Raw genomic sequence first — 23,658 nt, 5'->3', positions numbered from 1 at the left:
CCCCGCGTTGAGTCGTATTCGCAGGTTGAGTCCGTTCGAGGCTCTGAAGGAGACGACCTCCCAGCGCATCTCCGGCACTGTGTTACCGTAGGCATGCGCTTTCACACCAGTGCCCGACGGTGAATGTAATCAGAGTGCTGCGACTTCGTAGTTCGGAGTCTGGAGAATGCGACTCCTGAATCCATAGGTTCGAGTCAATGCATCCCAACCAAGGAGTTCCTATGGAGATGAAGCAGCTCATTGCCATGGTCACCGTGGCAGAAGTGGAGAGCGTCACCCGTGCTGCTCAACTGTTGCATCTCGTGCAGCCGGCGGTTACCCGGCAAATCAAGACGCTAGAGGACGAGCTGGGCGTCTTGCTCTTCGATCGGACACGCAATGGCATGGTTCTCACCTCGGCTGGGGAGGTTTTCCTCTCTCATGCCCGCCGTGCGCTGCAAGAGTTGGAACGTGGCCGGTCTGAACTGACTCCAGTGCTGGGCGAGGTAACGGGGCAAGTTTCGGTAGGCGTACTGGAGAGCCTGTTGGATCTGATAGTTCCCGCCCTCGTCGATTCGGTAGCAAAGAAATTCCCAGGTGTGAACCTGCACCTTTTGTCAGGAGTCTCTCGCCATCTCAAAGAATGGATGGACGATGGCATTCTCGACGTCGCCCTGCTCTACAATGTGGCAGATACAACCTCGATGCGTGTGACGCCACTGCTTGATGAGCTCCTTTGGGTGGTGGCACCAGCCAAAGCTGGCCTATTACCTACAGAGACGGGCACCTGGCAACGGCTCCTCAATGAACCACTTATCTTGCCAACCGTCGGACACAGTCTACGCACGCTCATCGACAAGGCGCGGGCGGACATCGCTCTCAACCCGAATATCATTATCGAGACCAATTCGCTGAACATTCAGAAGCAGATGGTGCTGGCCGGTCGGGGCTGGACAATTCTGCCCGCTGCCGGTGTCGCCAAGGACGTACAGCAAGGCAAGCTCAGCGGTGCCCCTCTTTCGGAGCCGAGCGTGTCTCGCTCTGTGGTGATAGGTCTGCCGCGGACTGCTCGGGTACCTCGTTCGGTCGAAGCTGTTGCCACCGAGCTACTGCAAGTTTCCCGGCAACTAGTCCTGTCAGGTGAGTGGCCCTCCGCGACGCTTGTGGACTCGCCCTAGCCCCAACTCTGGGCAACCTTTCCTGTCTGACTGCCAAGCGGACACGTACTTCGCATGCGGCCAGCCATCTATGACCTAGGCGCATGGATTCGTGGTGCACCAGTGGAAGGGGTCCCGGTCGGCTTCATCCACACAAGGCCTCATCGCATCGTCCGCGACTGCTATGGCTGATGATGCGCTGTGGTTTCGGCGAGACCCATTCGGCAACGCCTCAAGCATCGATACCTCGAGGACGTCACCGTGCCCGGTCTTACCGCGTTGGACTAGGGCGGTCAGGATTCCGGAAAAGGCATACATCCCAGCAGATATATTCGCAATGGACACACCGACTTTCGCCGGGCTCTCGGGGGTGCCCGTGACGGACAGCAGGCCGGATTCACACTGGATCAGCAGGTCATATGCCTTCTTTGTAGCGCAGGATCCACCCCTGCCATAGCCTGAAATAGAGGTGTGGATCAAGCGTGGGTTTAGCTCGAGCGCGTCATCTGCTCCGAACCCAGTCGATCATCGCGCCTGGGGCAAGGTTTTGAACGAGGATATCTGCATTCTCGACGGGCCGGCGCAAGAGCTTAAGACCGCCGTCGCATTTAAGATCCAGTACGCTCGATTCCTTGCTACGGTTCAGTCAGACAAAGTAGCTGGCCATACCACTGACTCTGTCGTCGTAGCCCCGAGCGAAGTCACCTGTGTCGCGCTCAACCTTGATCACTCGAGCGCCTAGGTCGGTGAGCTGTCGCGTCGCAAACGGGGCAGCAACGGCTTGCTCGAGCGAGACGACCGTGATTCCCTCCAGCGGTAGGGACGCCATGTCTACTCCTGTCCTGCGGACGCGAGCCAAAGGTGGCCGGCGGTGGTTCGGTCTTGCGGGTCCGCCGGCTTAGCGGGGACCCGCAAGACACCCAAGATACACCGAGCGCATCGGGACACTCGAGCGCATTGGGAAGGCATCAAATGCGTCAGTAATGGATCACTCCGCGCTGGCCGCCGCCCACCGCAATCGAATCGCCTGTGACAGCAACGCTGCGTGGAGAACAAAGGAAGGTGATAACGTCCGCCACCTCGGCAGAGGTGACCATTCGCCCGATGGATATGGCGTTATCAAGACGCGCTTTCACCGCGCTGACATCCTCGCCACTCGCTGCGCCCATGCGCTCGAGCAGATCTCCAGTTCGTTCCGTCACGGTCATTCCTGGATGCACCGCGGTGACGTTGATACCGGACTCACCCAGCTCATCAGCCAGATTCTTGGTCATAGCTGCGACAGAAACATTTCGGATCGAGTTAAAGGTAGATCCTGTCGACCGGGCACCTAGGCCAGCAACATTGATTATTCTCCCCCAGCCGGATCCGACCATATGGGGCACCACCGCTTGAGCGCAACGGAGGTAGCCGAGCACTTTGGTGTCAATCTCTCGGAGCAGGTCCGTATCGCGCAGATCCTTGATACCGCTGGACTTCGTCGAGTCGGCGGCCTGCGCGGCCGCGTTCACGAGGATATCAACGCTGCCGAACACGTTCACCACAGTGGCAACAAGTTCGCTGATAGCTGCTTCGTCAGTTGTATCGGCGGATATCGCTAGGGCCTCTCCGCCCTCGGAGCGAATCTGGGAGCATGCGCGCTCAAGCTCATCGCGGCTGCGCGCGACCATCACGACTTTGGTGCCGTCACGAGCCAAGGAAGTAGCTACCGAAAGCCCGATCCCCTTACTCGCACCTGTGACGATGGCAGTCTTTCCGGCCAATAACAAGTCCATAAATCTATTTCTCCGCACGTCGTGAGTTTTTGCATAACAGACTTAAAACCGAAGGCTCAAAGACTTTCCGCTGGAGGGGAAGCTCAGTCGGGATGTCCAGTGAGACCGTCACAACCCGGACCCTGATCTGAACCTGCCCACTCCGCTGTGCGGTCAGAATGCCTGATTGATCTCGATGAGATTCATTGAGGGGTCGTAAGTGTAAATCTGGTGGTAGTCCTGAACAGCCCAGCGTCCGGCCTCAACGAAGAAGACGCCGGCAGCAGTAAGACGAGACTTCACTTCCTCAATATCGTCGACTGCGATCGCGATATGCCCATTGAGCCGAGGGTTGATGCCAAGCTCTTTCACGCTCTTCGCGTACTCGGGGGTGGAATCAGAGATGTGAATGGTAGGCGGCTCGCCTGTCTCTGACATCTCAGAAGACTGTGGCCCTACGAAACGAGTCCCGCCTCGCTGGTTGTAATCCTTCGCAAATTTTGGCTGAAAATCAACCAAATCGAACATGTCGTTGTAGAAGGCGATTGTCTCCTCGAACTTTGGAGCAGAAATGTTCACATGATGAATCCGAGACCGCATTGGGATGCAGCTCCCCTTTCGTGTTGAGTCCGCAGGAAAAGGGGACCCTTCGATTTAAGTCCCTTTGGAAAGCGGATAATTGCGATAGTAGCGCGTGATGGGAAGCCTCGACCATTCGTTTTTTCTGATGGGACCATTACGCTCTGACATGGGCGCACTCTGCCGATACACGAGTCCAGGACAGACTAGCTACCCTCCTGCGTTTATTCGGTCCAGCTCCGTGCGAATGGGCAAAGTCGACTTAATATGCTCGAGCCAGTCGGCCAATACGCCAACAGTCTCATCAGCCGTGCTCTTCGGAAGCCCGACCGACTGTTGGATGCGCATGAATGGCGGCTCAAGGATGCGACTACCTGAGGATGAAGCGTAGGCCGTCAGCGGTTGCCGAACCCCGGCAACAACGTCCAACTCATGCTGTTCGTAGGCATCCGTTTCCGCTTCTGCACGAACGATCTGCGCTTCAGTTATCGTTCGAGTCAGGTAGAGGTCGTAAGCTGACCCACGTCGTACCGCTATCGTCACGCCGGCTCTATCGACCTTGGTCGCATCTTCGAACGGGGCGAGTGGTGCCGTGGCGTATACGCCTTCGAGAACCACATAAGGCGGAGTGAAAGCAATATGCTCACGTCGCTTCGGCTCATCGGCAAGGAAGCACACGTCAGCCCTCCCCTCAGCCATGGCGGTGTACGCATCGCGCGCTGCCTCGACGCACAGGAACTCAACCTGGAGGCCCATCCATGCTGCCATTTCGCGCGCAAGCATCACTGTGATGCCGGTTGGCAAGAAAGCGTCTCCTTGGGCGAGAACCGGGTTTCCCAGGTTGATGACCGCACGAAGCACGCCGGTTGGCGCCAGGGCCTTCACTAACTCCCGACTGGGTGTTTTGAAATCCAAGGGATCATTCCTCTCGTTGATGGACATAGGTGCGCTGAACATCGACCATAGCGGGACAGGATCATCCCCGACGCTGGCAGCATTTGGCGACGAAGGCCGCGGGCAGAGTTCATCATGGTCTCAGCCGCTCACTTGCAACTTGTGCATCGTCCACAGTCGATTAGAGGCGGCCGTCTGCCGTCGTCCCGGCTTTCCGAGTTGATGATCGGTGTCTTCGCCGCGGTGAGGACGCACGATGAAATCACCGGTGAGCGCACCCTAGCACGGGCGACCCCAGCACAGTCCAGCCTTCGTTAGCCTGCGGTTCCTCGGCGCGCCAATCTAACGGCCGCGCATCGTCCCACTTCAGAACCGCCCCCAACCGCTTCGCAAGGGGTCCTCACCCCAGTCCGAAGCGCCTAGGCGAGGCGGCGCGAACTCCCCTGTCCGCACAGCGGGTGATGCGAGCAGATGATATACACATCAAAAATGGGCATTTGCGATGCGCTCGCATCACCACGCAGGATGGATTGAACACGATCTGTGACTCGAATCACCGGAGTGAAAGTCGTGAGTCATCACCTCGATGGGCGTTGAATGGCCAACCTCCATCTCGATTTGCACGGAGCCCAATGACGATCTCAACCGACGCTGGTAATAACCATTCGCGTCAGCTTTTCAGGTCCCTGCTGTTTATCCCGGCGACAAAGCTTAGGTGGATTGGCAATGGAGTCAGCGCTGGCGCGGACGCCCTCATACTCGACTTGGAAGATGCTGTTGCTGAAGCCGATAAACCAGCCGCCAGAGAGGCCCTGAAATCAATCAGGGCGGAAGATCACGGACAAGTCCAGCTGCTTGCCCGAATGAACGAGATACATTCCGGGCACCTTCTCGAAGACATTCAATCCATTGTTGCATCACGCTGTACTGGCGTGGTGGTTCCGAAGGCAGAGAGCGTCGACGACCTGAAAATGCTGATAAGCGCTTTGAAGCTGATCGAACAGAACTCCAACCGAACCCGGCCGCTTGACGTTCACGTGATGTTGGAGAGCGCTGCAGGCATCCGCAGGGCGTTTGAACTCGGCAGCTGCGATGAGCGTGTCAAGAGTCTGATGACAGGCACGATTCCAGACGGCGATGTCGCACGATCGGTCGGCTTCACGCCAACGAGGTCCGGTCTCGAAACTCTGTACCTGCTTTCACACGTTCAGCTGGAAGGCCGAGCTGCCGGTTGTGCCACCTATGCCATGGTGTCTGCGTCGGTAGGACATGGTGAAGAGGAGATGCAACAGAAACTCCAACAAGCGAGAAATATCGGATATACCGGAGCGACGTTAATTCACCCCTCGCATGTGCTCGCCGCCAATACTACTTTCGGTCCGAGCGACGAAGAGATAAAGAGGGCCGAACGAGTCCTCGAAGCTCTCGAACAGGCGCATTCAGAGCGCCGCGGCGCGGTTGCGCTCGACGGCGAGATGATCGATACCGCCCACGGCGTCACCGCTCGAGCCACGCTTGAACGTGCCTCAGAGTACAGACTCACCGCCAGCCCTATCAACTAAAAATACGAGAAGAGAAGCAATGTCCTCATTAGAAGGAATCCGAGTACTTGAATTCGGACACGTGATTGCCGGGCCCTTCGCGGCAAGCCTGTTGGGCGATCACGGTGCCGAGGTCATAAAGATTGAGCGTCCAAACCAGGGCGACAGCCTTCGGAAGATGGGCCCACAAAATGCGCGTGGACTGTGGTTCGAGGTGAGCGCACGGAACAAGAAGAGTGTGGAAGTCGACCTGGGCAGCCCCGAAGGAGCGGCCTTCGCTCGCGAACTGGTCGAAAGCGCGGATGTAGTGATTGAAAACTATCGTCCCGGGGTTATGGAACAGTGGGGGTTGGGTTGGCATGATGTCCACAGCATCAATCCCAGAGCGGTGATGCTCAGAATCTCTGGTTTCGGCCAGACGGGTCCTTACAGTGCGCGTCCGGGCTTCGGCAAAATCAGTGAGGCTTTCAGTGGTGCTACCAACCTCACGGGCTACACCGACGCCCCACCAGTTCACCCGGGCTACTCCCACGGAGATCTTGTTACAGGCCTTTTCGGTGCCTTTGGTGTGATGCTTGCACTCCATGAACGGAACACCTCCGGACTCGGACAGATGATCGACCTGCCTCTATATGAGGGCCTGTTCAGGATGATCGATTGGCAGGTGCCCTTCCTTGAAGTTCTTGGAATAGATTCAACCCGCGCAGGGGCATCGTTCCCTTTTGCCGGCGGCTTCATTACAGAGATTCTGCCCACGATCGACGGCAAGTTCGTGGTTGTCTCGGCGGCCACCGGAAAGCATGTCGGCAACGTCGTGGCATTCCTGCAGGAAGGTGGACATCTCGAGGTCAAAGGCGAGGATGACATCCCGGTCTCGGTGATAAAGGAAGCCCTCGGCGCATGGTTGGGAACGCAAAATTCCGACGAGGCAGTCGCGAGCCTGAAATCCGTCGGAGTGATCGCGGAAAAAGTCAGCAAACCCAGCGACATCTCCAAAGACCCTCACATCGCTGCCCGACACAATCTCGTCGCCGTCGAGAGCGAAGAGTATGGAAAATATTCGATACCAGGCCCCGTGCCGAGACTGTCACGCACTCCCGGTAAAGTGCGTTCATTAGGTCCAAAGCTTGGGTCGGACAATAAACTACTCAATGCTCCGGCCGTCGAGGCTGCCGTTAGCCCGGACTCTTCATCGGCTTTGTCGGTAAGGGCCGTTGAGGCTGGTTGATGTGCCTTCCGGCGGCGCCTAAGGTTTCGGGCATGTCGATAAGCACGCAGTCGACGTCATCCCCTGGCCGGTGGCCCGTCAGGGGATGATGTCGACGCCGATGGTTCGGTGCCGGCAGGCCCTGGTTAGGCGGCCGGGCCCTGTTGTCGTTGATTCAGTCGACTTTGTGGGCTCTGGCGAACAGGGCCGGAGAAGGCTGCATGCTGGCCGCATGCGTGTCGGTCGGCTATTACGCACTCCCCCACGACATTGCGTGGGGCATCCGACTCGCATTTTTCTACAATTTACTTCTCGAATTCAACAGGATCGCTTCTCAAAGGAGAGAGCTCATGACCGGAACTGCAGAGAAGAGCAGTCTCAATTCGTTACCTCTCGTTGAGGAACAAGCCGCCAGGCCCATACCCAAGAATGTTCTGGTGGCTGGGTCGATCGGAACGTTTGTCGAATACTTCGACCTGGTGACATTTGGGGCTCTGGCTTCAGTTATGGCCGCAGTATTTTTCCCAAGCTCCAATGAAACTGCTGGAATTCTCCAAACTTTCGCAGTTTTTGCGTTGGCTTTCGTCGCACGGCCTCTCGGTGGGCTGCTGTGGGGTCCTATTGGCGATCGGATAGGGCGCAAACGAACCTTGGCGGCGATCATCATCGTCATGACCGGGGCAACTGTCATGACCGGGATCCTTCCGAGCTTTGCAATGGCCGGCATCTGGGCGCCCACCATGCTGGCCCTGCTTAGATTCGTTCAAGGAATCTCAGCCGGCGGCGAATTTCCGGGTGCCGCACTCTTCATCGGCGAGTATTCGCAAAACAAGCGCCGGGCCTTCCAGACCAGCTTTCTGTCGATCGCCGTCATGGGTTCGCAGTTGGTAGCGTTGCTGGTAGCGACTCTGCTGGTGTCGACGCTGTCCGCTGAGGCAATGCAGAGCTGGGGTTGGAGAATCCCGTTCCTCATCGCTTTACCTATGGGCGGCATTGGGCTATACATCCGAGGCCGGCTCGAAGAAACGCCTGTTTTCGATAACATCGAGCAGGAGGGCGCCAAGAGCCGGAGCCCGCTCAAAGCCGTTGTCGGCAATGTCGCCGGATGGAAGATGATGGGCCGCGCCACACTTTTCAACCTGCCCGTTCAGGTCCCGGGTTTCCTTCTCATGACATTCATGCCGTCATACCTAACGAAGTCGGCTGGACTCTCCAGCGGAGGGGCGCTAGTCTGCATCTCCATTGCGGTCGTCGTCATGATCGTGGTCCAACCGATTGCGGGCCTCGCGTCGGACCGTTTCGGGCGCCGTCCGATGCTGTTCGCCTGCGTGGTCGTAACCCTCGTATCAGCTTATCCGGCCTTTGCCCTGATCCAGATGGGCGGCTACGTTCTTCCTACACTAGGCCTCATCCTCATAGCGATCGTGCACGGGATGGGGACAGGAACTCAGGTGCCCCCCGTCCTGGAGTCCTTCCCAACCAGAATCCGCTATACGGGCTTCGCACTTTCGATGGGTCTTATCGTATCCGTGATTGCCGGGCCAACCCCCTATATCGCCCAGTGGCTCGTCAGCACGACCGGAAATGTCTATTCGCCTGCTTGGCTCCTGATGGCGGTGGTCGTGCCCTCGGCGATTGGAGCCTTCTTTATCAGCGAAACCAGCAACCGTCCCCTACCGGAATGACAATTCAAACCAGTCAGTAGTTTTGTCGTAAGCCATTGGGACCGGATTGGCAAGCGGACCGACGTCAACTCGCCCACCCAGCGAGAGGCCCATCGGCTCGGTTCCATGAGCCCAAGGCCCGACGTCGAGGGCGACACTGTATTGGCCCCCTAGTAGCAGCTTGAGCCAGGAACCTCAAAAACCCACGGGGACTGGTTTGCAACCTCAGGAGACATCACTTGAAGATCACATCTGTCGAGGCCGTTCCTTTTACGATCCCGTACCTCCATCCGATTGTCGCTGCGTCAGGAGTACTGAATAGCGCCGAACACGTCTTGGTGCGCGTGCACACGGACGAAGGCCTGGTAGGCATTGGTGAAGCCTCGTCCCGATCATTCGTTTACGGCGAGTCTCAGACATCGATCGTGGCGGCCATCCGGCAGTGGCTGGAGCCCGCGCTGGTCGGCGCCGACCCGCTGGCCGTCGAGGATCTCTACGAGAAGACGTCGTGGCTTATAGCGAACAACACAGCTCGCGGCGCTATTGACCTTGCCCTCCATGATTTGCGCGGAAAGGTGACAGGGATGCCCTCGTGGCGCCTCCTGGGCGGGGTAAGTACACCTATCCGCGTGACCCGGATCCTGACCATGGGCGAAGCCCGGGAAGCAGCAGACGAAGCCCGCCAGGCCGTGGTCGAGAGTGGCATCAGTGCCTTTAAGGTGAAAGTCGGCACTGGGCTGCGCAGCGATGTCGCGCGCATTGCAGCCGTCCGCGAGGCGGTCGGCGACCAAGCTACGATCTACGTTGACGCCAACCATGGCTGGCGCGCCGAGGAAGCGATCCGGGCCCTGACGGCCATGGCCGACTATGGTCTGGACCTCGTGGAGGAGCCGAGCCCGGCCGAGGACATTATCGGACGGCGGCGCCTGGCCCAGCACGTCCCGATCACCGTAATGGCCGATGAGAGCGCTCCCACCGTCGCTGATGCCGCACGGGAGCTGACCTCCGGCGCGGCACGGGCGCTTAGCATCAAGACCACCCGGACAGGATTCACAGAGTCCGCCCGGCTGGTGGCTCTGGCTGGCGCGCTCGGTGCTCGAACGCTGCTGGGCACCCAGGCCGATAGCATGGTCGGCACGGCGGCCTCGCTCGCTTTCGGATCCGCGTTCCCGCGAGTGGCCTGCGAACCCGGGGAACTCGATTATTTCAACGTTTTCACGGACCATCTTGTCACTGAGCAGCTCGTGGTCAAGGAGGGTGTCCTCATTCCGTCGGAGCGCCCGGGAATCGGAGTCGACATCGATGAAGACAAGCTCAGGCGCTACCGAATCGACAATTAATGGCCTGACCGGAGTGATCAGCCATGCGGACTCGCCCGCCCCGCAACCGGCTTGACCGTCTTCGGTCTTTACTTCTAGTCGCCGCACCCAGGTAGGGCGGCTCCGTCGCCGGAGTCGAGGGCTCCCTCATCATTAGCTTTGCCGACCAACCGACTGTCGCTCCGTTGCCCGAGGGAGACGATCGAGAAGGCAAGGTATGGATGAGGTTTTGGCATAGGCGTGGAAAATCCAAAAACGATATCCGGTTGCAATCAGCAGGAAAGGAGCTCAGGGCCCACCTTGCCCGGTCGCTCCTCACCGCACAGATGGAGGAAAAGATTCATGACTGACTCAGGCGTCGACCCAGCATCCGTCATTCAAAGACTCGAAGACCAACGCTACAACGCGGTCCTCGCCGGTGACGTGGACACATTCGAAAGACTATGCCACCCGGAGCTCGTTTACACCCATTCAGGAGGCAATAGGGATTCTCTGAAAGCCTACATAGACAAGCTGCGCACAGGCGCTGTCAGGTACCACCGAATAGACCACAAGTGCGAAAAAATTACAGTCATCGGCAACACAGTTCTAGTCAATCTTCAAATGAACGCCGACCTAACCGTCAACGGAACTCCCATGACAATGAATAACAGTGCCCTCGCCGTCTGGGTGAACGAAAAGGGTTCATGGAAGTTCGTGGCCTACCAGGCCACCCCCCAGCCGCACGTTTGAACCTCTCAGCCCTACTTCCAGAAATTGTCTGAATCGACCGACTCACTGGGCAATGTGGCTCGAGTACGAGTTGAGACATGAGCCTCAGTCTCGAAACCCGAGCCATCGATCTGAACCTTTACGAACGAAGAAGGAATTGGATCGTGTCAAAGTTTGATAAATGAAAGGACCTGGAATGCGGAATATCGAACACTCGGCTGACGTATCCTGGCACTTCGCTCACCTTGCGGCCCAGTCCGAGTACGAGCACCTGAGTGCTGACGCCGTGGCCGCCGCGAGGAATAGCCTTCTCGACACCGTAGGAGTCTGTCTGGCTGGCAGCGGCCTTGAGCCCGCCGCACGCGGCGCGATCGAAGTCGTGCACGAGAGCGGAGGACGCCCTGAGGCATCAGTCCTTGGTTTCGGTGGGCGAGTGCCCGCGATGATGGCGGCCTTCGCCAATGGCACGCTTGCTCATGTACTCGATTACGACGATCTGACGCCCTGGGGCCAACATGCTGGCAGCTCAGTTATTCCGGCGGTTCTCGCCGTTGCGGAACGCCGAGGCAAGGTTTCGGGACGTGAGTTGATCACGGCGTTGGCTGTGGGTCAGGATATTTTTGCGCGGCTACGACGCAATATCGTATGGAGAAAGGATTGGAATCCGGGACCGGTCCTGGGCGTCTTCGCCGCTGCGGCCGGTGCGTGCCGCATTCTTGAGATGCCTGAGGGCCGCATCCAGAATGCACTTGGCATCGCGACTCAGGAATCATGTGGACTGGCGGAAGTCGTGGGAGGACTCGGTGGAGATTTCCGGGGTATGTATGCGGGTTTCTCCGCGAAGGGTGCTGTCCTCGCTACCCTCCTCGCCGACAAGGGCGTTACATGCGTCGACTCCCCCTTCGAGGGAACTCATGGTGTCTTCAATAACTACTTTCCCGGGGGCTACGATCGAGAAACCATCCTGGCTGATGTTGGACACGACTACCAGGGCGGGACGACTCTGTACAAGAGATGGCCCGCGGTCGGAACGTCTCACAGCCACGCTCAGGCGACAATAGAAATTATGAAGGAGGAGGGCCTCAGCGTCGAGGACATTCGTCAGATCCGAGTCTATGTCGGCGACTACCACAGCCTCATGTGCACACCATTGGAGACTCGACGAGCGCCGCAAACACTCATCGACGCGAGGTTCAGTTTGCCATTCATCGTCGCGACTGCTGCAGTACGCCAAGGCCTGTCGATTTGGGACTTCACCGACACGGGGCTTCAGGATTCCCGCGTGCTAGATGTCGCGAGGCGGGTCCAACCTATCGAAGATCGTGAGTTGGATTGGAAGCTCGAGCTCCCGCATGGGCGCGTGGAGGTCATAACCTATGACGGACGTAGCTTCACAAGAATCGGCACGCAAGTGCCCGGCAGCATTGAAGCACCGATGATCTGGGACGACCTCGTGGAGAAATTCCGAGAATGTGCCCCCGCCGCTATACGCCGGCCTTCTCCTGCACAGGTCGACTCGGTGATCGGCATGATCCAGGAGCTCGAGTCGATGGATGACGCCACGGAGTTCCTTCGCGTACTCGACTGACGACTCCGACCGCCAGTACATCAACCGTCGTCGCTGAAGTACCGTCCGGCTCGCGCGAGGACATCGATCAGGCCGTTGAATCCGCGCAGCGGGCATTGGCTGAAACCACCTTGCCCGCAATGTCACTCGATGAGCGGAAGGCGGTCCTCAGGCGATTCGGAGTGGCTGGCGGCGCATTGGGAAGAGCCCACCCAGATCATCGCGGACGAGATGGGCTGCACCATCACGCAATCCCGAAATATTCAGGTAGTCAATCCGGTGGTGGCCCCCAACCACGAGGAAACCGAGGTTACCCGCTTGCTATAAAGTGGCTCCCACCCTGGTTTGGTACATACGAGCCATGGCTCGAGGTGATCTCATGCGCGCGGCTCCGTTGCGACGGGACCGAACGGAGGATTCCGAAGGGTTATTCGCGATCTAAGGCAGGCGGGGCTCAGGCCGTAGCCAGCCCCTCGCCGGGGTCCGTCTGCGCGATATACATCGGCTCGTTATCCGTTTCGGCGGCGGCGACCCGCGCGTCGAAGTGGGAGGCAAGCAGTTCGCCGGAATGGACGAGGTGCTGCTGCATCGCGACCCGCGTTGCCTCCGGGTCTTTCGCCTTCATGGCTTGGAGCAGTTCGGCGTGGTCATCCATAGTGGCCCGAGGCCAGCCCGGGATGGAGGAGTAGAACTGCCGCGGGACGTACCGGGTAACCAGGCCCAGTGCCCAGATGATCTTGCGGGAATCAGCCAGCAGGTTGATCTCGCGGTGAAAGGCGTGGTTTTTCTCTTCGAGGCGGTCGTGATCGTTCCGGGCGGCGGCCGCAATCAACTCGTGGTGCAGTGCCTCGAGCTCGGCCACGTCCTGCTCTGTGGCCTTTGCCGCAGCGCGGGCTGCAAGCTCCCCGCCGATGAGGGCCTGGACTTGGAAAAGGTCCCGGATATCCTGGCCCGTGAGCGGGCCTACGACGAACCCGTGCCGCGGCACCAGTTCCAGAAAGCCCTCCACACGAAGGGCTTGGAGCGCCTCGCGTGCCGGCGTGGTCGAGATGCCCAAGTCCTCGCCGATTGTCTCGGGACGGACTAGTGTCCCTGGCCTCAGTTCACCGGACATAATGAGCCCCCGGATATGTGCGGTCGCCTTCTCGCTCAGTTGCGGGCGTGCGTTGCTGCGTCGACTGCGGCTGGTCATGGTCTGCGCACTCTTTCTGATCATTTTTCCTCACCTAACATACGGCATCGGCCACGGCGGATGTGCGTGCGGGGTGCCGGGCTGCCGTGGCCGATCCAGCAACGCGGGCACCGGATCCATCCGGCGATCTGTTTCCCGCGGGGCGAACGTGGGAGCCCGGCTGCGCAGCAACGCTTAGGTTCCGCGCACGGCGCGGGCGCGTTCGGTCATCTGTGGGCGGATGGAGAAGGCCTCCGCCATGGTTTCTGTTAGGGTTCAGCGGAGGTGGGCACCAGCCCAAACGATCCGGTCTAAAACGCTGCGTCGCTCAGGGATGACGGTAGGCGGCTCAGCAGTCACGGCGTAATGCCCTTGGGGGAGCAAATTGACCAAGTGGTTCATCCGGTGGTCCATGTCGACATGCACCACCGGATGTTCGTATGCCTTCCTTCTTCGATCGTTATCTCGGCATACGTAGTGGGTATGCCAATCCCCAGCCCTGTATCGCCGCCAGTCCGCAATCCTGCATGATATTGCTTGCAGGGTTGGATCACACCATGCAAGTTTCATCTCGCTGGGAATTTCTAGTGGTCTTTCGAACGCGGTGGCAGGAAATGCGTGAAAACCTGGTAACCGTCATGGCGGGAGATCATCTGCCTGGAAGAGTTGCCGTCCGCTGAAATCCAAAGAAAAGAGTTGTCCGGCATGACGGCCTCCACTGTTCCTTCGCGGACAAATTTCCCGTCTCTCCAAATCTCTACAAGTTGCCCGAGAGTGCGCTGCCAATTTGGTTGTAGCTGGATGTCCATCGTTTGCTCCTAAATACATGTAGTCGGATTTGGACAGATGTACCAGTTCGTCCAGTGTGGATGTGCTGCTCGGTAAGCCATTAGGCAGCTCACACCAGAGGAGGGTTGGAGGGCCGCCACTCCGCGCCCGCCTTAGTAGGAGCGGGGCAACCCCAGCACCTTGGTGGCCACGAAGCTCTTAACCATGTTGTTGTTGACCGGCGCCACTTGGAACATGCGTGTCTCGCGGAACTTCCGTTCCACGTCGTACTCGTCAACGAAGCCATAACCGCCATGGGTGTCCAGGCACGCATTTGCCGCTGCCCAGCTCGCCTCCGATGCCAGATGCTTGGCCATGTTGGCCTCCGCGCCGCACGCCTCGCCGGCGTCGAAGAGCCGTGCCGCCTCGTACCGCATCATGTCCGCAGCCCGGACCTTCATGTAGGCGTCGGTGATAGGGAACTGAACGCCTTGGTTGGCGCCAATCTTCCGGCCGAACACTTCGCGACTGTTGGCGTATTCCACACCACGCTGCGTGAACCAGTAGCCGTCGCCGATGGCCTCTGAGGCCAGGAGGATGCGTTCGGCGTTCCAGCCGTCGATGACGTAGCGGAAGCCCTTTCCGACCTCGCCGATCACGGCCGATGCCGGAACCCGCATGCCCTGATAGAAAATTTGGTTGGTTGCGTAGTTGAACATAGTGCGGACCTTGACGACCTTGAGCGTGTCCGGCTGCTCAGCCCGGACCTGTCGCAGGTCCACCAAAAAAAGCGTCAGGCCGTGAGTCTTGTCAGTGCCCTTGCCTACGGGCTTCTCGGAAGTGCGAGCCAGTACGAAGGCAAGGTCGGATTCGTCGATCCGGCTGGTCCAGCTCTTGTGGCCAGTGATGATGAAGTCTTCGCCGTCACGCACAGCCGCGGTCTCGATGCTGGTAGTGTCCGAGCCGGCCTTGTCCTCGGTGATGGAGAAGGCCTGCAGCCGCAACCTGCCCGCGGCGATCTGGGGCAGGTAATCCTTCTTCTGTGCGTCATTGCCGTGCCGCAGCAGGGCCCCCATCGTATACATCTGAGCATGGCAGGCCGCCGAATGTCCGCCTGATTTGTTGATTTCCTCCATGATGACGCTGGCCTCGGTCAGGCCCAGGCCGAGGCCACCGTACTCAGTGGGGATCAGCGCGGACAGCAATCCGGCCTCGGTCAGTGTGTCCACGAATTCCTGCGGGTAGCGACGGTTGCGATCCGTCTCGCGCCAGTACTCGTCGGGAAATCCAGCGCAGAGGAGGCGCGTCTTCTCTCGCAGCTGTTCGAGGTCGGCGGACAGAGTGGTCATCGGTGCTCCTTGATCGGTGGAGGTGGCGCTTGGACCACCGTCTGGAAACTGACAATACTCAATATATTGAGCCTTGACAAGGCATACTCCCCGGATCGTGCCCGGCTGCTTTTCCTTGACATCTAGGGCCAAAACAAGCAAAACTGGCGAGGAAGCAGAATATATTACACCTCCACCGACAGGGGCCGGAGGAAAACAGTGGAAAGCCAAGGAGACCATCGATGACCGAAAAAGCAACCCCGGCAACGGCCGAGGAAAGCCGTGTAGTACCGGGCTGGACGGGCCGCTTGTTCGAGGACTTCTCGCCCGGGGACATTTACTACCACCCGTTCGGCAAGACGGTGACCGAGGCAGACAACCAGTGCTTCACCCTGATGACGCAGAACGTGGCAAAGACGCACGTGGACCGAAATTTTGCCAATGGCACCGAATTCGGCCTGCCGCTGGTCAATTCCACTTTCACGCTCGCGCTGGTCACAGGCCAGTCGACCATCGATTTATCCATGAACGTCTTCGCGAACATGGGCTGGGATGAAGTCCGCATGCCGAACCCCGTCTACGAGGGCGACACGATTTATTCACGCTCCAAGGTTCTCGCCACCCGGGAATCGAAGTCCCGCCCGAATCTCGGCCTGGTGACCGTAGCCACAGAAGGCTTCAACCAGGACAGCAAGATCGTCATCAGCTACCGCCGCACCTTCATGGTGTACCGGCAGGGCCACATGCCGGGCGTCGAGTCTGTCCGTCCGGACGAGTCCAGCTTGCCGCTGATCGGCGACGCCCAGTGACGGCGCCGACAGGAAGCATCACGCCTGCCGCTACCACAGACGCCGTGGCGGCGGCGGTCACCGCCCTGTTCGTCCCCGGCGACCGCCCGGAGCGATTCGCCAAGGCAGTCGCCGCGGGTTCCGGCGTCGTGATCATTGATCTCGAGGACGCCGTCGCGCCGGACGCCAAGGCCGGCGCGCTTGCCGCGGTGCTGGCGGCACTCGCCGCGGGCGCCGACGTCAGGAGCATGCGCGCCTTGGTGCGCGTAAATCCGTTGGGTTCAAGCCAGTACGACGCCGAGATCACCGCGCTGCTCGCCGCCGCGGTGCCCGGGAGCGGCCTGCTCGGTTTCATGGTGCCTAAGGCTGAAGACGCCGGTGCCCTGGGGCAGCTGCGCGCGAAGATGCCCGGGCACCTGGCCCTTGTTCCGCTGATCGAATCGGCCGTCGGCGTCGTTAATGCCGTGGAGCTGGCGAGGGTTTCGGGAGTGACCCGGCTCGCCTTCGGCGCCATCGACTTCGCACTGGACATCGATGCCGACGGCGGAGACCGGTTCTTGGACAATGCCCGGGCGCAGCTGGTCCTGGCCTCCCGTGCGGCACGCATTGCTGCCCCGCTGGACTCGCCGTCCACTGAGATCGCGGACGGCGGCAGGGTTGCAGACTCCGCCCGGCTCGCCCGGAACTTCGGTTTCGGCGGGAAGCTGTGTATCCATCCGGCACAGCTGGCCGCCGTTCGTGGGGCGTTTGCACCCACCGAAGCCGAGATCGAGTGGGCGCGCTCAGTGATCGGCGCCGAAGGGGGTGCCGCGCAGGTGGACGGACAGATGATCGACCGCCCGGTCACCGAGCGGGCCAAACGTATCCTGCGGCGGGCCGTGAAGGACCAGTAAAGGAGCAGGCCGCCGCTGGAGGACATCACGGTGTCTCGCTGGAACGAGCTGTCGTGGCACCATTTGCCAGCCGTCTGGCTGCTGACTTGTTGGTATTCCGCGAGGCAACTCATTTGCGGCGTCTCATAGTACCCACAGAACTGGATCGGTGCTTCGCAGAACGCCCGGGTGCCGGGCACCAGCCTCTATACAAGAGGCGGTCGAGCTGCAGTCGGCCGCTTCGCCCGGGCAGCCCACCTGTCGGATGCGACCTGCGCCGTCCATAAAGGACGCGTCTGGGAACGAGATACAGGGAGGTTATCGTTCGACGTCCGCTGAAAGATACGGGCAGAAGTCGAGGACCCCGTGGGAACAAGCCCGGGTCCGTCGCATCAAAATGCGAGAGAAAGAGAGTAACTAGTGACACGTATTGGCATTGTGGCCGAGTTAGGCCAAGAGACAAGGGTCGCAGCAACGTCCGTAACAGCCAGGCAACTGGCCGAGTTGGGCTACGAAGTATTAGTCGAGAAGGGGGCTGGGGAAGCGGCGTCGTTCCGTGATGAAGCATATGCTGCGGCCGGTGCCCTGATTGTAGGCGCGGACGAAGCGTGGGGCAGTGAGGTAGTGCTGAGAATAAATCCGCCCAGCGCGGAAGAGATCGGACGCCTGGCGGACGGGGCGACCTTGATTGGGATGCTGGCTCCGGGTTTGCGACCTGAGTTGGTGGAGGCGTTGGCTGCGAGGCCGATTACGGCGCTGGCGTTGGATGCTGTGCCGCGGATCTCGCGGTGATGCCGCGGACAGCGTGCGGTAGAGAAAGATGCGCACAGCCTTCAGACACAGTGGGCTTTATTGCAGACTCTATGTCGGGAGCATTCGTTCGGTGATTCAATGAGGCGCTTCGATGCTTCGGCGCCGTATGTTCCTTCACTGGAATGATCAGTCGCCACCGCAGAGCCTCGCCGGCTAACGGAACTATTAGCTGGGCCGGAATGTGGCGTTTCTATATCGAGGGCCGAGAACAGCTAGTAGAGCACTTCCAACAATCCAATCGAGTATCTGTGGAATCGGGCACCGGCAGCCAGCTTCGACGCAGCAGCGTAAGCGCGAACTCCTCATCTTCGTCCCGGGAGCCCACCTGTCCAGGGCGCACTCCGGGGCCGCGACTGCATACACCTCAGCGGGCGCACAGGGAAGGTGCGACGGGCGACACCGCCGTATACCAGGGGTTCGTTACCACGTTCCGCGCACCGGCGAGACACGGAAGCGAACATTAGCACCCTGATAAAGGTCCCAGACGGGCAGAGGTTGAGGCGGTTGGGCGAGCGGCAGTTCTCACGAACATACGGGAAACGACGTCCAGCGCACTGGCGACACTCACGACCAACGCCGGCCTTGGCCCAGGCGTTCCCTTCCCGAGACCCGTCATAAGGAAGGGACGCGAGCGCGTAGCTCCGCCATCCCGAGCCCTCCGACCAGATCGATTACGCAAGGCTCGGCTCATATGGCGGGCGGCCCGCGAACGTCGACGTAAAAGCTAGTAGGGCCGACCAAAGCGTTGACGGCCTCAAGCCCCGTAAAACAATGTTGTGCCGTTGCACCGCTGCTACGACAGGCTCGCTGACCGTACGGGGCTGACGTCGTCCCTCATGCAACGCCTTTGGCTACGCCAACAATCAGACGAACTCTGCCCATAACTGCCAACTAGTCGCTGTAAGGCAGGATGCGTTCTGTCGAGAGATCCCAAACCACAGCCTTCTGGCGCGTGTACATAGCCACGGAATCAAAACCATTCTCTTTACCGAATCCGCTCTGTTTCATACCGCCAAACGGCACCGTCGGATGAAATGAACGGTAAGTATTGACCCAGACTGTTCCTGCGACAAGATTCTTAGAGAGGTACTGGATCGCACTGGCGTCGTTACTCCATACCTGGGCACTAAGACCAAACGGCGTGTTGTTCGCACGCGCGAGGGCCTCGTCCAAGCTGCCATACGACAAAACACTGGCGACCGGCCCGAAAAACTCCTCGATCGCTGCCGGATTATCGTCAACTACGTCGCCAAGCACAGTCGGCTGATAGAACGCGCCGTCTCTGAGTTCGCCGTCTTCGGCGGGCGCGCCACCTGCCAGAAGCGTCGCTCCACTCTCGACCGATCGGTGAACGAGGTCATCGACTCTGCTTCGATGCTGCCGGTTGATGAGAGTGCCCATCTGGGAAGACTCTCGGCCCGGAAGCCCGACACGCACGGTTTTTGCGCGCGCCGCCAGCTCTTCACGAACACGGCCATAGATTGACTCATGGACGAGGATACGAGAACCAGCCACGCAACTCTGACCGCTCTTGGCGAAGTTCGAGTGAAGCACCGACGGGATGGCCATTTCTAAGTCGGCATCGGGCAACAGGATGGCCGGACTCTTTCCTCCCAGTTCCAGGACCGTGGGCACGATGTTGGTGGCCGACTGCGTGAGCACCGCCCGACCAGAAACAGGGCCACCGGTAAAGGCAATCATCCCGATATTCGGGTGCTGACATAGAAGCGGTCCTACGATTGCGCCCCGCCCCGTAACAACGTTGATGACCCCCCGGGGAAACCCCGCCTCGAGCGCGAGCTCCACCAGCCTGAAGTTGAGCAGAGGGGCGACTTCCGGCGCCTTGATGACAATGCAGTTGCCCGCAGCCAACGCGGGCCCCGCCTTCATTGCGACGAAATTAGCGTTTCCGTTATAGGGGCTTATTCCTGCCACGACCCCAAATGGCTCGCGCAACTCGTAAGAGAGCCGCTCCGGCAACTGAGCGAAACTTCGACCCTCGATCTTGTCTGCAATGCCCGCATAGTACCGGAGAGTCCGTTCACACGATCCAAGCTCGGCGAGCACTTCTCGACGGAGATGCCCCACATCGGCTACCTCGATGTCGGCGAGCTCCTCGCGATGTTCCGCGATGCGATCAGCCCATGCCGACAGCAACTGCCCGCGCACATCAGGAGCGGTGTGACGCCAGGACGACTCGTACGTCTGCTGTGCACCTTGGATGATCCAGTCCAGCTCCTCGGCAGTTACCTCGTGGAGCTCGGCAATCTGCCTGCCGGTCGAGGGATTCTCAATCGGCATGACGTATCCGCCGTGTGGGGTAACCACCCCTTCGGCTGAGATGTACCCGACGTTCGACCGAGTGCCCACCACATTCGCTGTCATCCGTATTACCCATTCTCTTGCAAGTTCAAGCCCAGCCAAACAGTTCGACGGGGTCCTTGTCTCATTCAATTCTCGCTCGCACAACGTATGTCTTGTCATGCGAGGGTGTCTTAATACAGACTCTCCTCGTTCTTCTCCCGCATGGACAAACAGGGAACATTCCATCAGTGTGAAGGCGATAATTAACGCGCGCGAAAGTCTGTCACCGGCATGGCGTCGTTGCCACCGCAACACCGCACCAGCAGAAGTGCACATTCCACCTACTCCCCCAAAATGCAAACTCCACCAAGTTGGGGAGGCCGGCAGCAAAACAGCCGCGCTGAGGGCCCGTTCACGTTTCACAGGGGGCACGCCAACACTGCCGTCCAGGATTCGGGCTTCAATGCCAGGAACCGGACTCAGTTGCTTCACCCGTAGTAGTCATACTGACCAGTGGTGCGCTCGTTTGGCCAATGTTATTCAGTGATGGATACATCACCTCATCTCATGCTGAACTTAGAACGCCTCTCCGACGCCGTAAGAAGAGCCCGAGAAAATGCGAGGCTTTCCTCTCGCCTGCCGCGACCAGGTTCCGATCCAACGCGGGAATGCCGGCAATTGATGGGGGCTATCACAATAGGTCATTTGCCTTTCGATTACATCACGTATCACGATGGGGCAAAGCCCTGTGATGCTAGTCACCCAAACAGCGGCCAGGTCCGACTTACAAATGAAAGTTGAACGGCAGACATGTACCTGCCGAGAAAAGGGGTTTCGATGTCGACGACGACGTCAGCAAACCGGTTCGAAAACAAGATCGTCTTTGTGACAGGGGCAGCCAAGGGAATCGGGCGCGCGACTGCAATCGCGTTCGCCCGCGAGGGAGCGCGGCTCGCACTCGCGGACTTCGACGACAAAGCAAACAGCGAGACGGCGGACTTTATCCGTAAAGAGGGTGGGGAAGCGATCACCTTACATGTCGACGTAACGTCGGAAAACGAAGTGCGCTCGGCTGTCAATGAGACGATGGCTGAATTCGGACGACTGGATGTCGCTTTTAACAACGTCGGCCGTATCCAGAAGCCCACGCCATTGGCTGAGTCGACCCTCGACGAATGGCGGATAATCATGGAGTCGAACGCACTAGGCGTGTTCCTTGGCATGAAATACGAAATCCCGGCGCTCCTGAAGAGCGGCGGCGGAGCCATCGTAAACACCTCTTCGGGTGCAGGGCTGCGCGGACGGAAGGGCTTCGCACTATATACGGCGGCAAAGCACGCAGTAGCGGGATTAACTCGGGCAGCGAGTCTCGACTACGCGCGTCAGGGCATCCGGGTGAACGCAGTAGCCCCCGGACCGGTTGATACAGAGTTGGCCCACGTGGTCACCGGTGGTAGCCAGGACGGCATCGCGGCAATGGAGGTCACGCAGCCAATTGGACGCCTCGGCCAACCTGAGGAGATCGCTTCCGCGGTACTCTGGCTCGCCTCGCCGGAGGCCGGCTATACCCTCGGAACCGTGTTGCCGGTTGACGGCGGACGCACCGCCGGGTAATGCATACGCGGCACGCATACCGAAGCTCTACCAACCCGATCCAACCACTTCAGCAAAGGAGCTAACGTGGCCAGCACAAATGCAATGACCGCAATATCCAAACCGACGGGCGGCACTCAGCTAGAGAAGTCTCGTGCACGTCGCGCTGCCGTATCGGCTCTGGTGGGTGGTGCGCTCGAATATTACGACTTCTTTCTTTACTCTCTGGCTGCAGCCACCGTCTTCCCGACGATAATGTTTCCGAGCGGGACCAGCGCCGCGACCGGAATCTTGCTTTCTCTTGGCACCCTCGGCGTTGGTTACGTGGCGCGGCCCGCCGGCGCCGTAGTCTTCGCACACTTTGGCGACAAGTTCGGCCGCAAGCGCATCCTGGTGTTGACAATCGTACTGATGGGACTGTCGACATTCACCATGGGTTTCCTTCCTACATATGCACAGGTGGGACTTCTCGCGCCAGTTCTTCTGGTGGTCATGAGACTTGTTCAGGGACTGTCTGCGGGCGCAGAAACAACAGGAGCCAGTACGCTTACGCTGGAGTCGGCCCCGCACGGCAGGAGAGCGTTCTATACATCGTTTACACAGTCAGGAAATTCCGTCGGCTTCGTACTCGCAAACGTCGCATTCCTACCAATCGCGGCCCTTCCACATGATCTCCTGTTCTCCTGGGGATGGCGCATCCCCTTCTTCGCCAGTGCCATTGTTGTGGTCGTCGCGCTAATTATGCGAACGAAGCTCGAGGAGCCAGTCATCTTCGTCAAAGAGGTTGTCGAGGATCATCAGGAAATAAAGATCCCGCTTTTCACCGCTCTTCGGCGCTACCCGTGGGGCATTATCAAGGTCCTCCTGCTCACGACGAGCGCATCGATCGGCACCATGCTTTTCACATTCGGTCTGGCCTTTGCCACTCGACCTGAGTTCGGGATAAACATTTCTTTTACCACCATGATCTGGGCCTCAATCGCAGGTTACGGAATTAATGCGGTCTTCCAACCTTTTTGGGGGCTCCTTTCCGATCGTATCGGCCGCCGACCGCTGATCATATTCGGCGCTATCACTTCTGCAGTAATGACATTCGCTTATTTCGCAGCAATCGTCGCACACAACATTCCGATGATATTCGTGACGATTATTGGGGCTTTCTCGATCTTCTACGCCGCTGTGAACGCCGTAAGCCAAACATTCTCTGGTGAGCTGTTCGACGTACGTGTCCGATACTCGGCTTCAGCTGTGGGCTTCAACGCTGGCATTGTGGTGGTCGGCTTTGTGCCAGCCATTGCCACGGCCTTCGTCACGAGGGACAACTGGATGGCAGCGCCAGTCATCGTTGCAATCACTTGCATAGCAGCTGCCGTCGCAGCCGTCTTCTCGAAGGAAACGAACAAGGTACCGCTTGAAGATCTTGGCTAGATTCGTCGCTGGGCCGAAAGTGATTCGCCGAGTTTGCGGATGCAAGGAACTTGAAGGAAGCGTTCAAGAGCTGAGCGACTGAGCAGGAAGCTCGCGTGCAGCGATGACTGCAGCAGACATCCCCGCAGCAGCCAAACACGCCATTTCCCCCGGTATCGTCAACCTATTCAGTGTGTCCCGGAGAGGGGCGGTGAAGATCAAAACTTCGCCGCCCCTCTCGC

The 23,658-nt window shown here is 59.2% G+C and carries 21 protein-coding genes and 2 pseudogenes; 14 read left to right on the top strand and 9 right to left on the bottom strand.

The features are described 5' to 3' along the window. Positions 1–221 precede the first annotated feature (221 nt). Positions 222–1,157 carry a LysR family transcriptional regulator gene (locus J2S96_RS10950; protein WP_306862950.1) on the top strand — a complete coding sequence of 312 codons (936 nt, stop codon included), beginning with the start codon at positions 222–224 and terminating at the stop codon, positions 1,155–1,157. A 75-nt stretch (positions 1,158–1,232) separates the two neighbouring features. Here J2S96_RS10950 and J2S96_RS10945 read toward each other — a convergent pair whose 3' ends face one another. The 5 genes and pseudogenes from J2S96_RS10945 to J2S96_RS10925 form a co-directional block, all read right to left on the bottom strand. Then, positions 1,233–1,616, bottom strand: a complete 384-nt coding sequence (locus J2S96_RS10945) for a CoA transferase (RefSeq protein ID WP_306862947.1) — start codon at positions 1,614–1,616, stop codon at positions 1,233–1,235. 22 nt (positions 1,617–1,638) lie between these two features. Beyond that, positions 1,639–1,965, bottom strand: a pseudogene (locus J2S96_RS10940) (CoA transferase). Between the two features lie 148 nt (positions 1,966–2,113). Further along, the gene (locus tag J2S96_RS10935) at positions 2,114–2,911 is read right to left on the bottom strand and encodes an SDR family NAD(P)-dependent oxidoreductase (protein WP_306862945.1); all 798 of its coding nucleotides are present in this window, start codon (positions 2,909–2,911) and stop codon (positions 2,114–2,116) included. 153 nt (positions 2,912–3,064) lie between these two features. Beyond that, a complete protein-coding gene (locus tag J2S96_RS10930) occupies positions 3,065–3,469 on the bottom strand; it encodes a VOC family protein (RefSeq protein ID WP_306862942.1) in 405 nt (134 codons plus the stop codon). 210 nt (positions 3,470–3,679) lie between these two features. Next, positions 3,680–4,411, bottom strand: a complete 732-nt coding sequence (locus tag J2S96_RS10925; protein WP_306862940.1) for a transporter substrate-binding domain-containing protein — start codon at positions 4,409–4,411, stop codon at positions 3,680–3,682. Between the two features lie 584 nt (positions 4,412–4,995). Here J2S96_RS10925 and J2S96_RS10920 point away from each other — a divergent pair. The 8 genes and pseudogenes from J2S96_RS10920 (at position 4,996) to J2S96_RS10890 (ending at position 12,699) form a co-directional block, all read left to right on the top strand. After that, complete coding sequence (locus tag J2S96_RS10920; protein ID WP_306862939.1) at positions 4,996–5,925, top strand: HpcH/HpaI aldolase/citrate lyase family protein; 930 nt, start codon at positions 4,996–4,998, stop codon at positions 5,923–5,925. A gap of 19 nt (positions 5,926–5,944) precedes the next feature. After that, complete coding sequence (locus J2S96_RS10915; protein ID WP_306862934.1) at positions 5,945–7,132, top strand: CaiB/BaiF CoA transferase family protein; 1,188 nt, start codon at positions 5,945–5,947, stop codon at positions 7,130–7,132. 329 nt (positions 7,133–7,461) lie between these two features. Further along, a complete protein-coding gene (locus J2S96_RS10910; RefSeq protein WP_306862933.1) occupies positions 7,462–8,796 on the top strand; it encodes an MFS transporter in 1,335 nt (444 codons plus the stop codon). Between the two features lie 218 nt (positions 8,797–9,014). Further along, complete coding sequence (locus J2S96_RS10905; protein WP_306862931.1) at positions 9,015–10,115, top strand: mandelate racemase/muconate lactonizing enzyme family protein; 1,101 nt, start codon at positions 9,015–9,017, stop codon at positions 10,113–10,115. Positions 10,116–10,436: 321 nt separating this feature from the next. Then, on the top strand, positions 10,437–10,826 hold the full coding sequence (locus tag J2S96_RS10900; protein WP_306862928.1) for a nuclear transport factor 2 family protein: 390 nt from the start codon (positions 10,437–10,439) through the stop codon (positions 10,824–10,826). Between the two features lie 175 nt (positions 10,827–11,001). Continuing rightward, the gene (locus J2S96_RS10895; RefSeq protein ID WP_306862926.1) at positions 11,002–12,393 is read left to right on the top strand and encodes an MmgE/PrpD family protein; all 1,392 of its coding nucleotides are present in this window, start codon (positions 11,002–11,004) and stop codon (positions 12,391–12,393) included. Then, a pseudogene (locus tag J2S96_RS20200) lies at positions 12,390–12,491 on the top strand (hypothetical protein); the annotation flags it as partial. The gene J2S96_RS10895 and the pseudogene J2S96_RS20200, both read left to right, overlap by 4 nt. A 31-nt stretch (positions 12,492–12,522) precedes the next feature. Then, positions 12,523–12,699 carry a hypothetical protein gene (locus J2S96_RS10890; RefSeq protein WP_306862924.1) on the top strand — a complete coding sequence of 59 codons (177 nt, stop codon included), beginning with the start codon at positions 12,523–12,525 and terminating at the stop codon, positions 12,697–12,699. Positions 12,700–12,826: 127 nt separating this feature from the next. Here J2S96_RS10890 and J2S96_RS10885 read toward each other — a convergent pair whose 3' ends face one another. The 3 genes from J2S96_RS10885 to J2S96_RS10875 form a co-directional block, all read right to left on the bottom strand. Continuing rightward, positions 12,827–13,588 carry a GntR family transcriptional regulator gene (locus tag J2S96_RS10885; RefSeq protein WP_306862922.1) on the bottom strand — a complete coding sequence of 254 codons (762 nt, stop codon included), beginning with the start codon at positions 13,586–13,588 and terminating at the stop codon, positions 12,827–12,829. Positions 13,589–14,127: 539 nt separating this feature from the next. After that, positions 14,128–14,352 (bottom strand): hypothetical protein, encoded by a 225-nt coding sequence (locus J2S96_RS10880; RefSeq protein WP_306862919.1) that lies wholly within the window; start codon positions 14,350–14,352, stop codon positions 14,128–14,130. A gap of 132 nt (positions 14,353–14,484) precedes the next feature. Next, entirely contained in the window at positions 14,485–15,660 is a 1,176-nt protein-coding gene (locus J2S96_RS10875) for an acyl-CoA dehydrogenase family protein (RefSeq protein WP_306862917.1), read from the bottom strand. A gap of 221 nt (positions 15,661–15,881) precedes the next feature. Between J2S96_RS10875 and J2S96_RS10870 the strand changes: the two genes are divergently transcribed. The 3 genes from J2S96_RS10870 to J2S96_RS10860 all read left to right on the top strand — a co-directional run bounded on the left by J2S96_RS10870 (position 15,882) and on the right by J2S96_RS10860 (position 18,091). Next, a complete protein-coding gene (locus tag J2S96_RS10870) occupies positions 15,882–16,448 on the top strand; it encodes a MaoC family dehydratase (RefSeq protein ID WP_306862915.1) in 567 nt (188 codons plus the stop codon). Beyond that, positions 16,445–17,320 (top strand): HpcH/HpaI aldolase/citrate lyase family protein, encoded by an 876-nt coding sequence (locus J2S96_RS10865; RefSeq protein ID WP_306862913.1) that lies wholly within the window; start codon positions 16,445–16,447, stop codon positions 17,318–17,320. The genes J2S96_RS10870 and J2S96_RS10865 overlap by 4 nt, the downstream gene beginning before the upstream one ends. Positions 17,321–17,719: 399 nt before the next feature. After that, positions 17,720–18,091 (top strand): hypothetical protein, encoded by a 372-nt coding sequence (locus J2S96_RS10860; RefSeq protein WP_306862911.1) that lies wholly within the window; start codon positions 17,720–17,722, stop codon positions 18,089–18,091. Between the two features lie 912 nt (positions 18,092–19,003). On the opposite strand, the gene J2S96_RS10855 is transcribed toward J2S96_RS10860, so the two are convergent. After that, a complete protein-coding gene (locus J2S96_RS10855) occupies positions 19,004–20,413 on the bottom strand; it encodes an aldehyde dehydrogenase family protein (RefSeq protein WP_306862909.1) in 1,410 nt (469 codons plus the stop codon). A gap of 840 nt (positions 20,414–21,253) precedes the next feature. Here J2S96_RS10855 and J2S96_RS10850 point away from each other — a divergent pair. Beyond that, positions 21,254–22,030 carry an SDR family NAD(P)-dependent oxidoreductase gene (locus J2S96_RS10850; RefSeq protein WP_306862906.1) on the top strand — a complete coding sequence of 259 codons (777 nt, stop codon included), beginning with the start codon at positions 21,254–21,256 and terminating at the stop codon, positions 22,028–22,030. Between the two features lie 66 nt (positions 22,031–22,096). Continuing rightward, positions 22,097–23,437, top strand: coding sequence for an MFS transporter (locus tag J2S96_RS10845; RefSeq protein WP_306862903.1), 1,341 nt, complete (start codon positions 22,097–22,099; stop codon positions 23,435–23,437). The last annotated feature ends 221 nt before the right edge of the window (positions 23,438–23,658 follow it).

Origin of the sequence: Arthrobacter bambusae, assembly GCF_030812595.1 — a bacterium.
GTDB classification, from domain to species: domain Bacteria; phylum Actinomycetota; class Actinomycetes; order Actinomycetales; family Micrococcaceae; genus Arthrobacter; species Arthrobacter bambusae_B.
This window is presented reverse-complemented; position numbering and strand designations above follow the sequence as displayed.

Coding starts and splice junctions, on each gene's coding strand:
- J2S96_RS10950 (WP_306862950.1), top strand. CDS start 222: ATGGAGATGAAGCAGCTCATTGCCATGGTCACCGTGGCAGAAGTGGAG.
- J2S96_RS10935 (WP_306862945.1), bottom strand. CDS start 2,911: ATGGACTTGTTATTGGCCGGAAAGACTGCCATCGTCACAGGTGCGAGT.
- J2S96_RS10925 (WP_306862940.1), bottom strand. CDS start 4,411: ATGTCCATCAACGAGAGGAATGATCCCTTGGATTTCAAAACACCCAGT.
- J2S96_RS10920 (WP_306862939.1), top strand. CDS start 4,996: ATGACGATCTCAACCGACGCTGGTAATAACCATTCGCGTCAGCTTTTC.
- J2S96_RS10915 (WP_306862934.1), top strand. CDS start 5,945: ATGTCCTCATTAGAAGGAATCCGAGTACTTGAATTCGGACACGTGATT.
- J2S96_RS10910 (WP_306862933.1), top strand. CDS start 7,462: ATGACCGGAACTGCAGAGAAGAGCAGTCTCAATTCGTTACCTCTCGTT.
- J2S96_RS10900 (WP_306862928.1), top strand. CDS start 10,437: ATGACTGACTCAGGCGTCGACCCAGCATCCGTCATTCAAAGACTCGAA.
- J2S96_RS10895 (WP_306862926.1), top strand. CDS start 11,002: ATGCGGAATATCGAACACTCGGCTGACGTATCCTGGCACTTCGCTCAC.
- J2S96_RS10890 (WP_306862924.1), top strand. CDS start 12,523: ATGAGCGGAAGGCGGTCCTCAGGCGATTCGGAGTGGCTGGCGGCGCAT.
- J2S96_RS10885 (WP_306862922.1), bottom strand. CDS start 13,588: ATGATCAGAAAGAGTGCGCAGACCATGACCAGCCGCAGTCGACGCAGC.
- J2S96_RS10880 (WP_306862919.1), bottom strand. CDS start 14,352: ATGGACATCCAGCTACAACCAAATTGGCAGCGCACTCTCGGGCAACTT.
- J2S96_RS10875 (WP_306862917.1), bottom strand. CDS start 15,660: ATGACCACTCTGTCCGCCGACCTCGAACAGCTGCGAGAGAAGACGCGC.
- J2S96_RS10870 (WP_306862915.1), top strand. CDS start 15,882: ATGACCGAAAAAGCAACCCCGGCAACGGCCGAGGAAAGCCGTGTAGTA.
- J2S96_RS10855 (WP_306862909.1), bottom strand. CDS start 20,413: ATGCCGATTGAGAATCCCTCGACCGGCAGGCAGATTGCCGAGCTCCAC.
- J2S96_RS10850 (WP_306862906.1), top strand. CDS start 21,254: ATGTCGACGACGACGTCAGCAAACCGGTTCGAAAACAAGATCGTCTTT.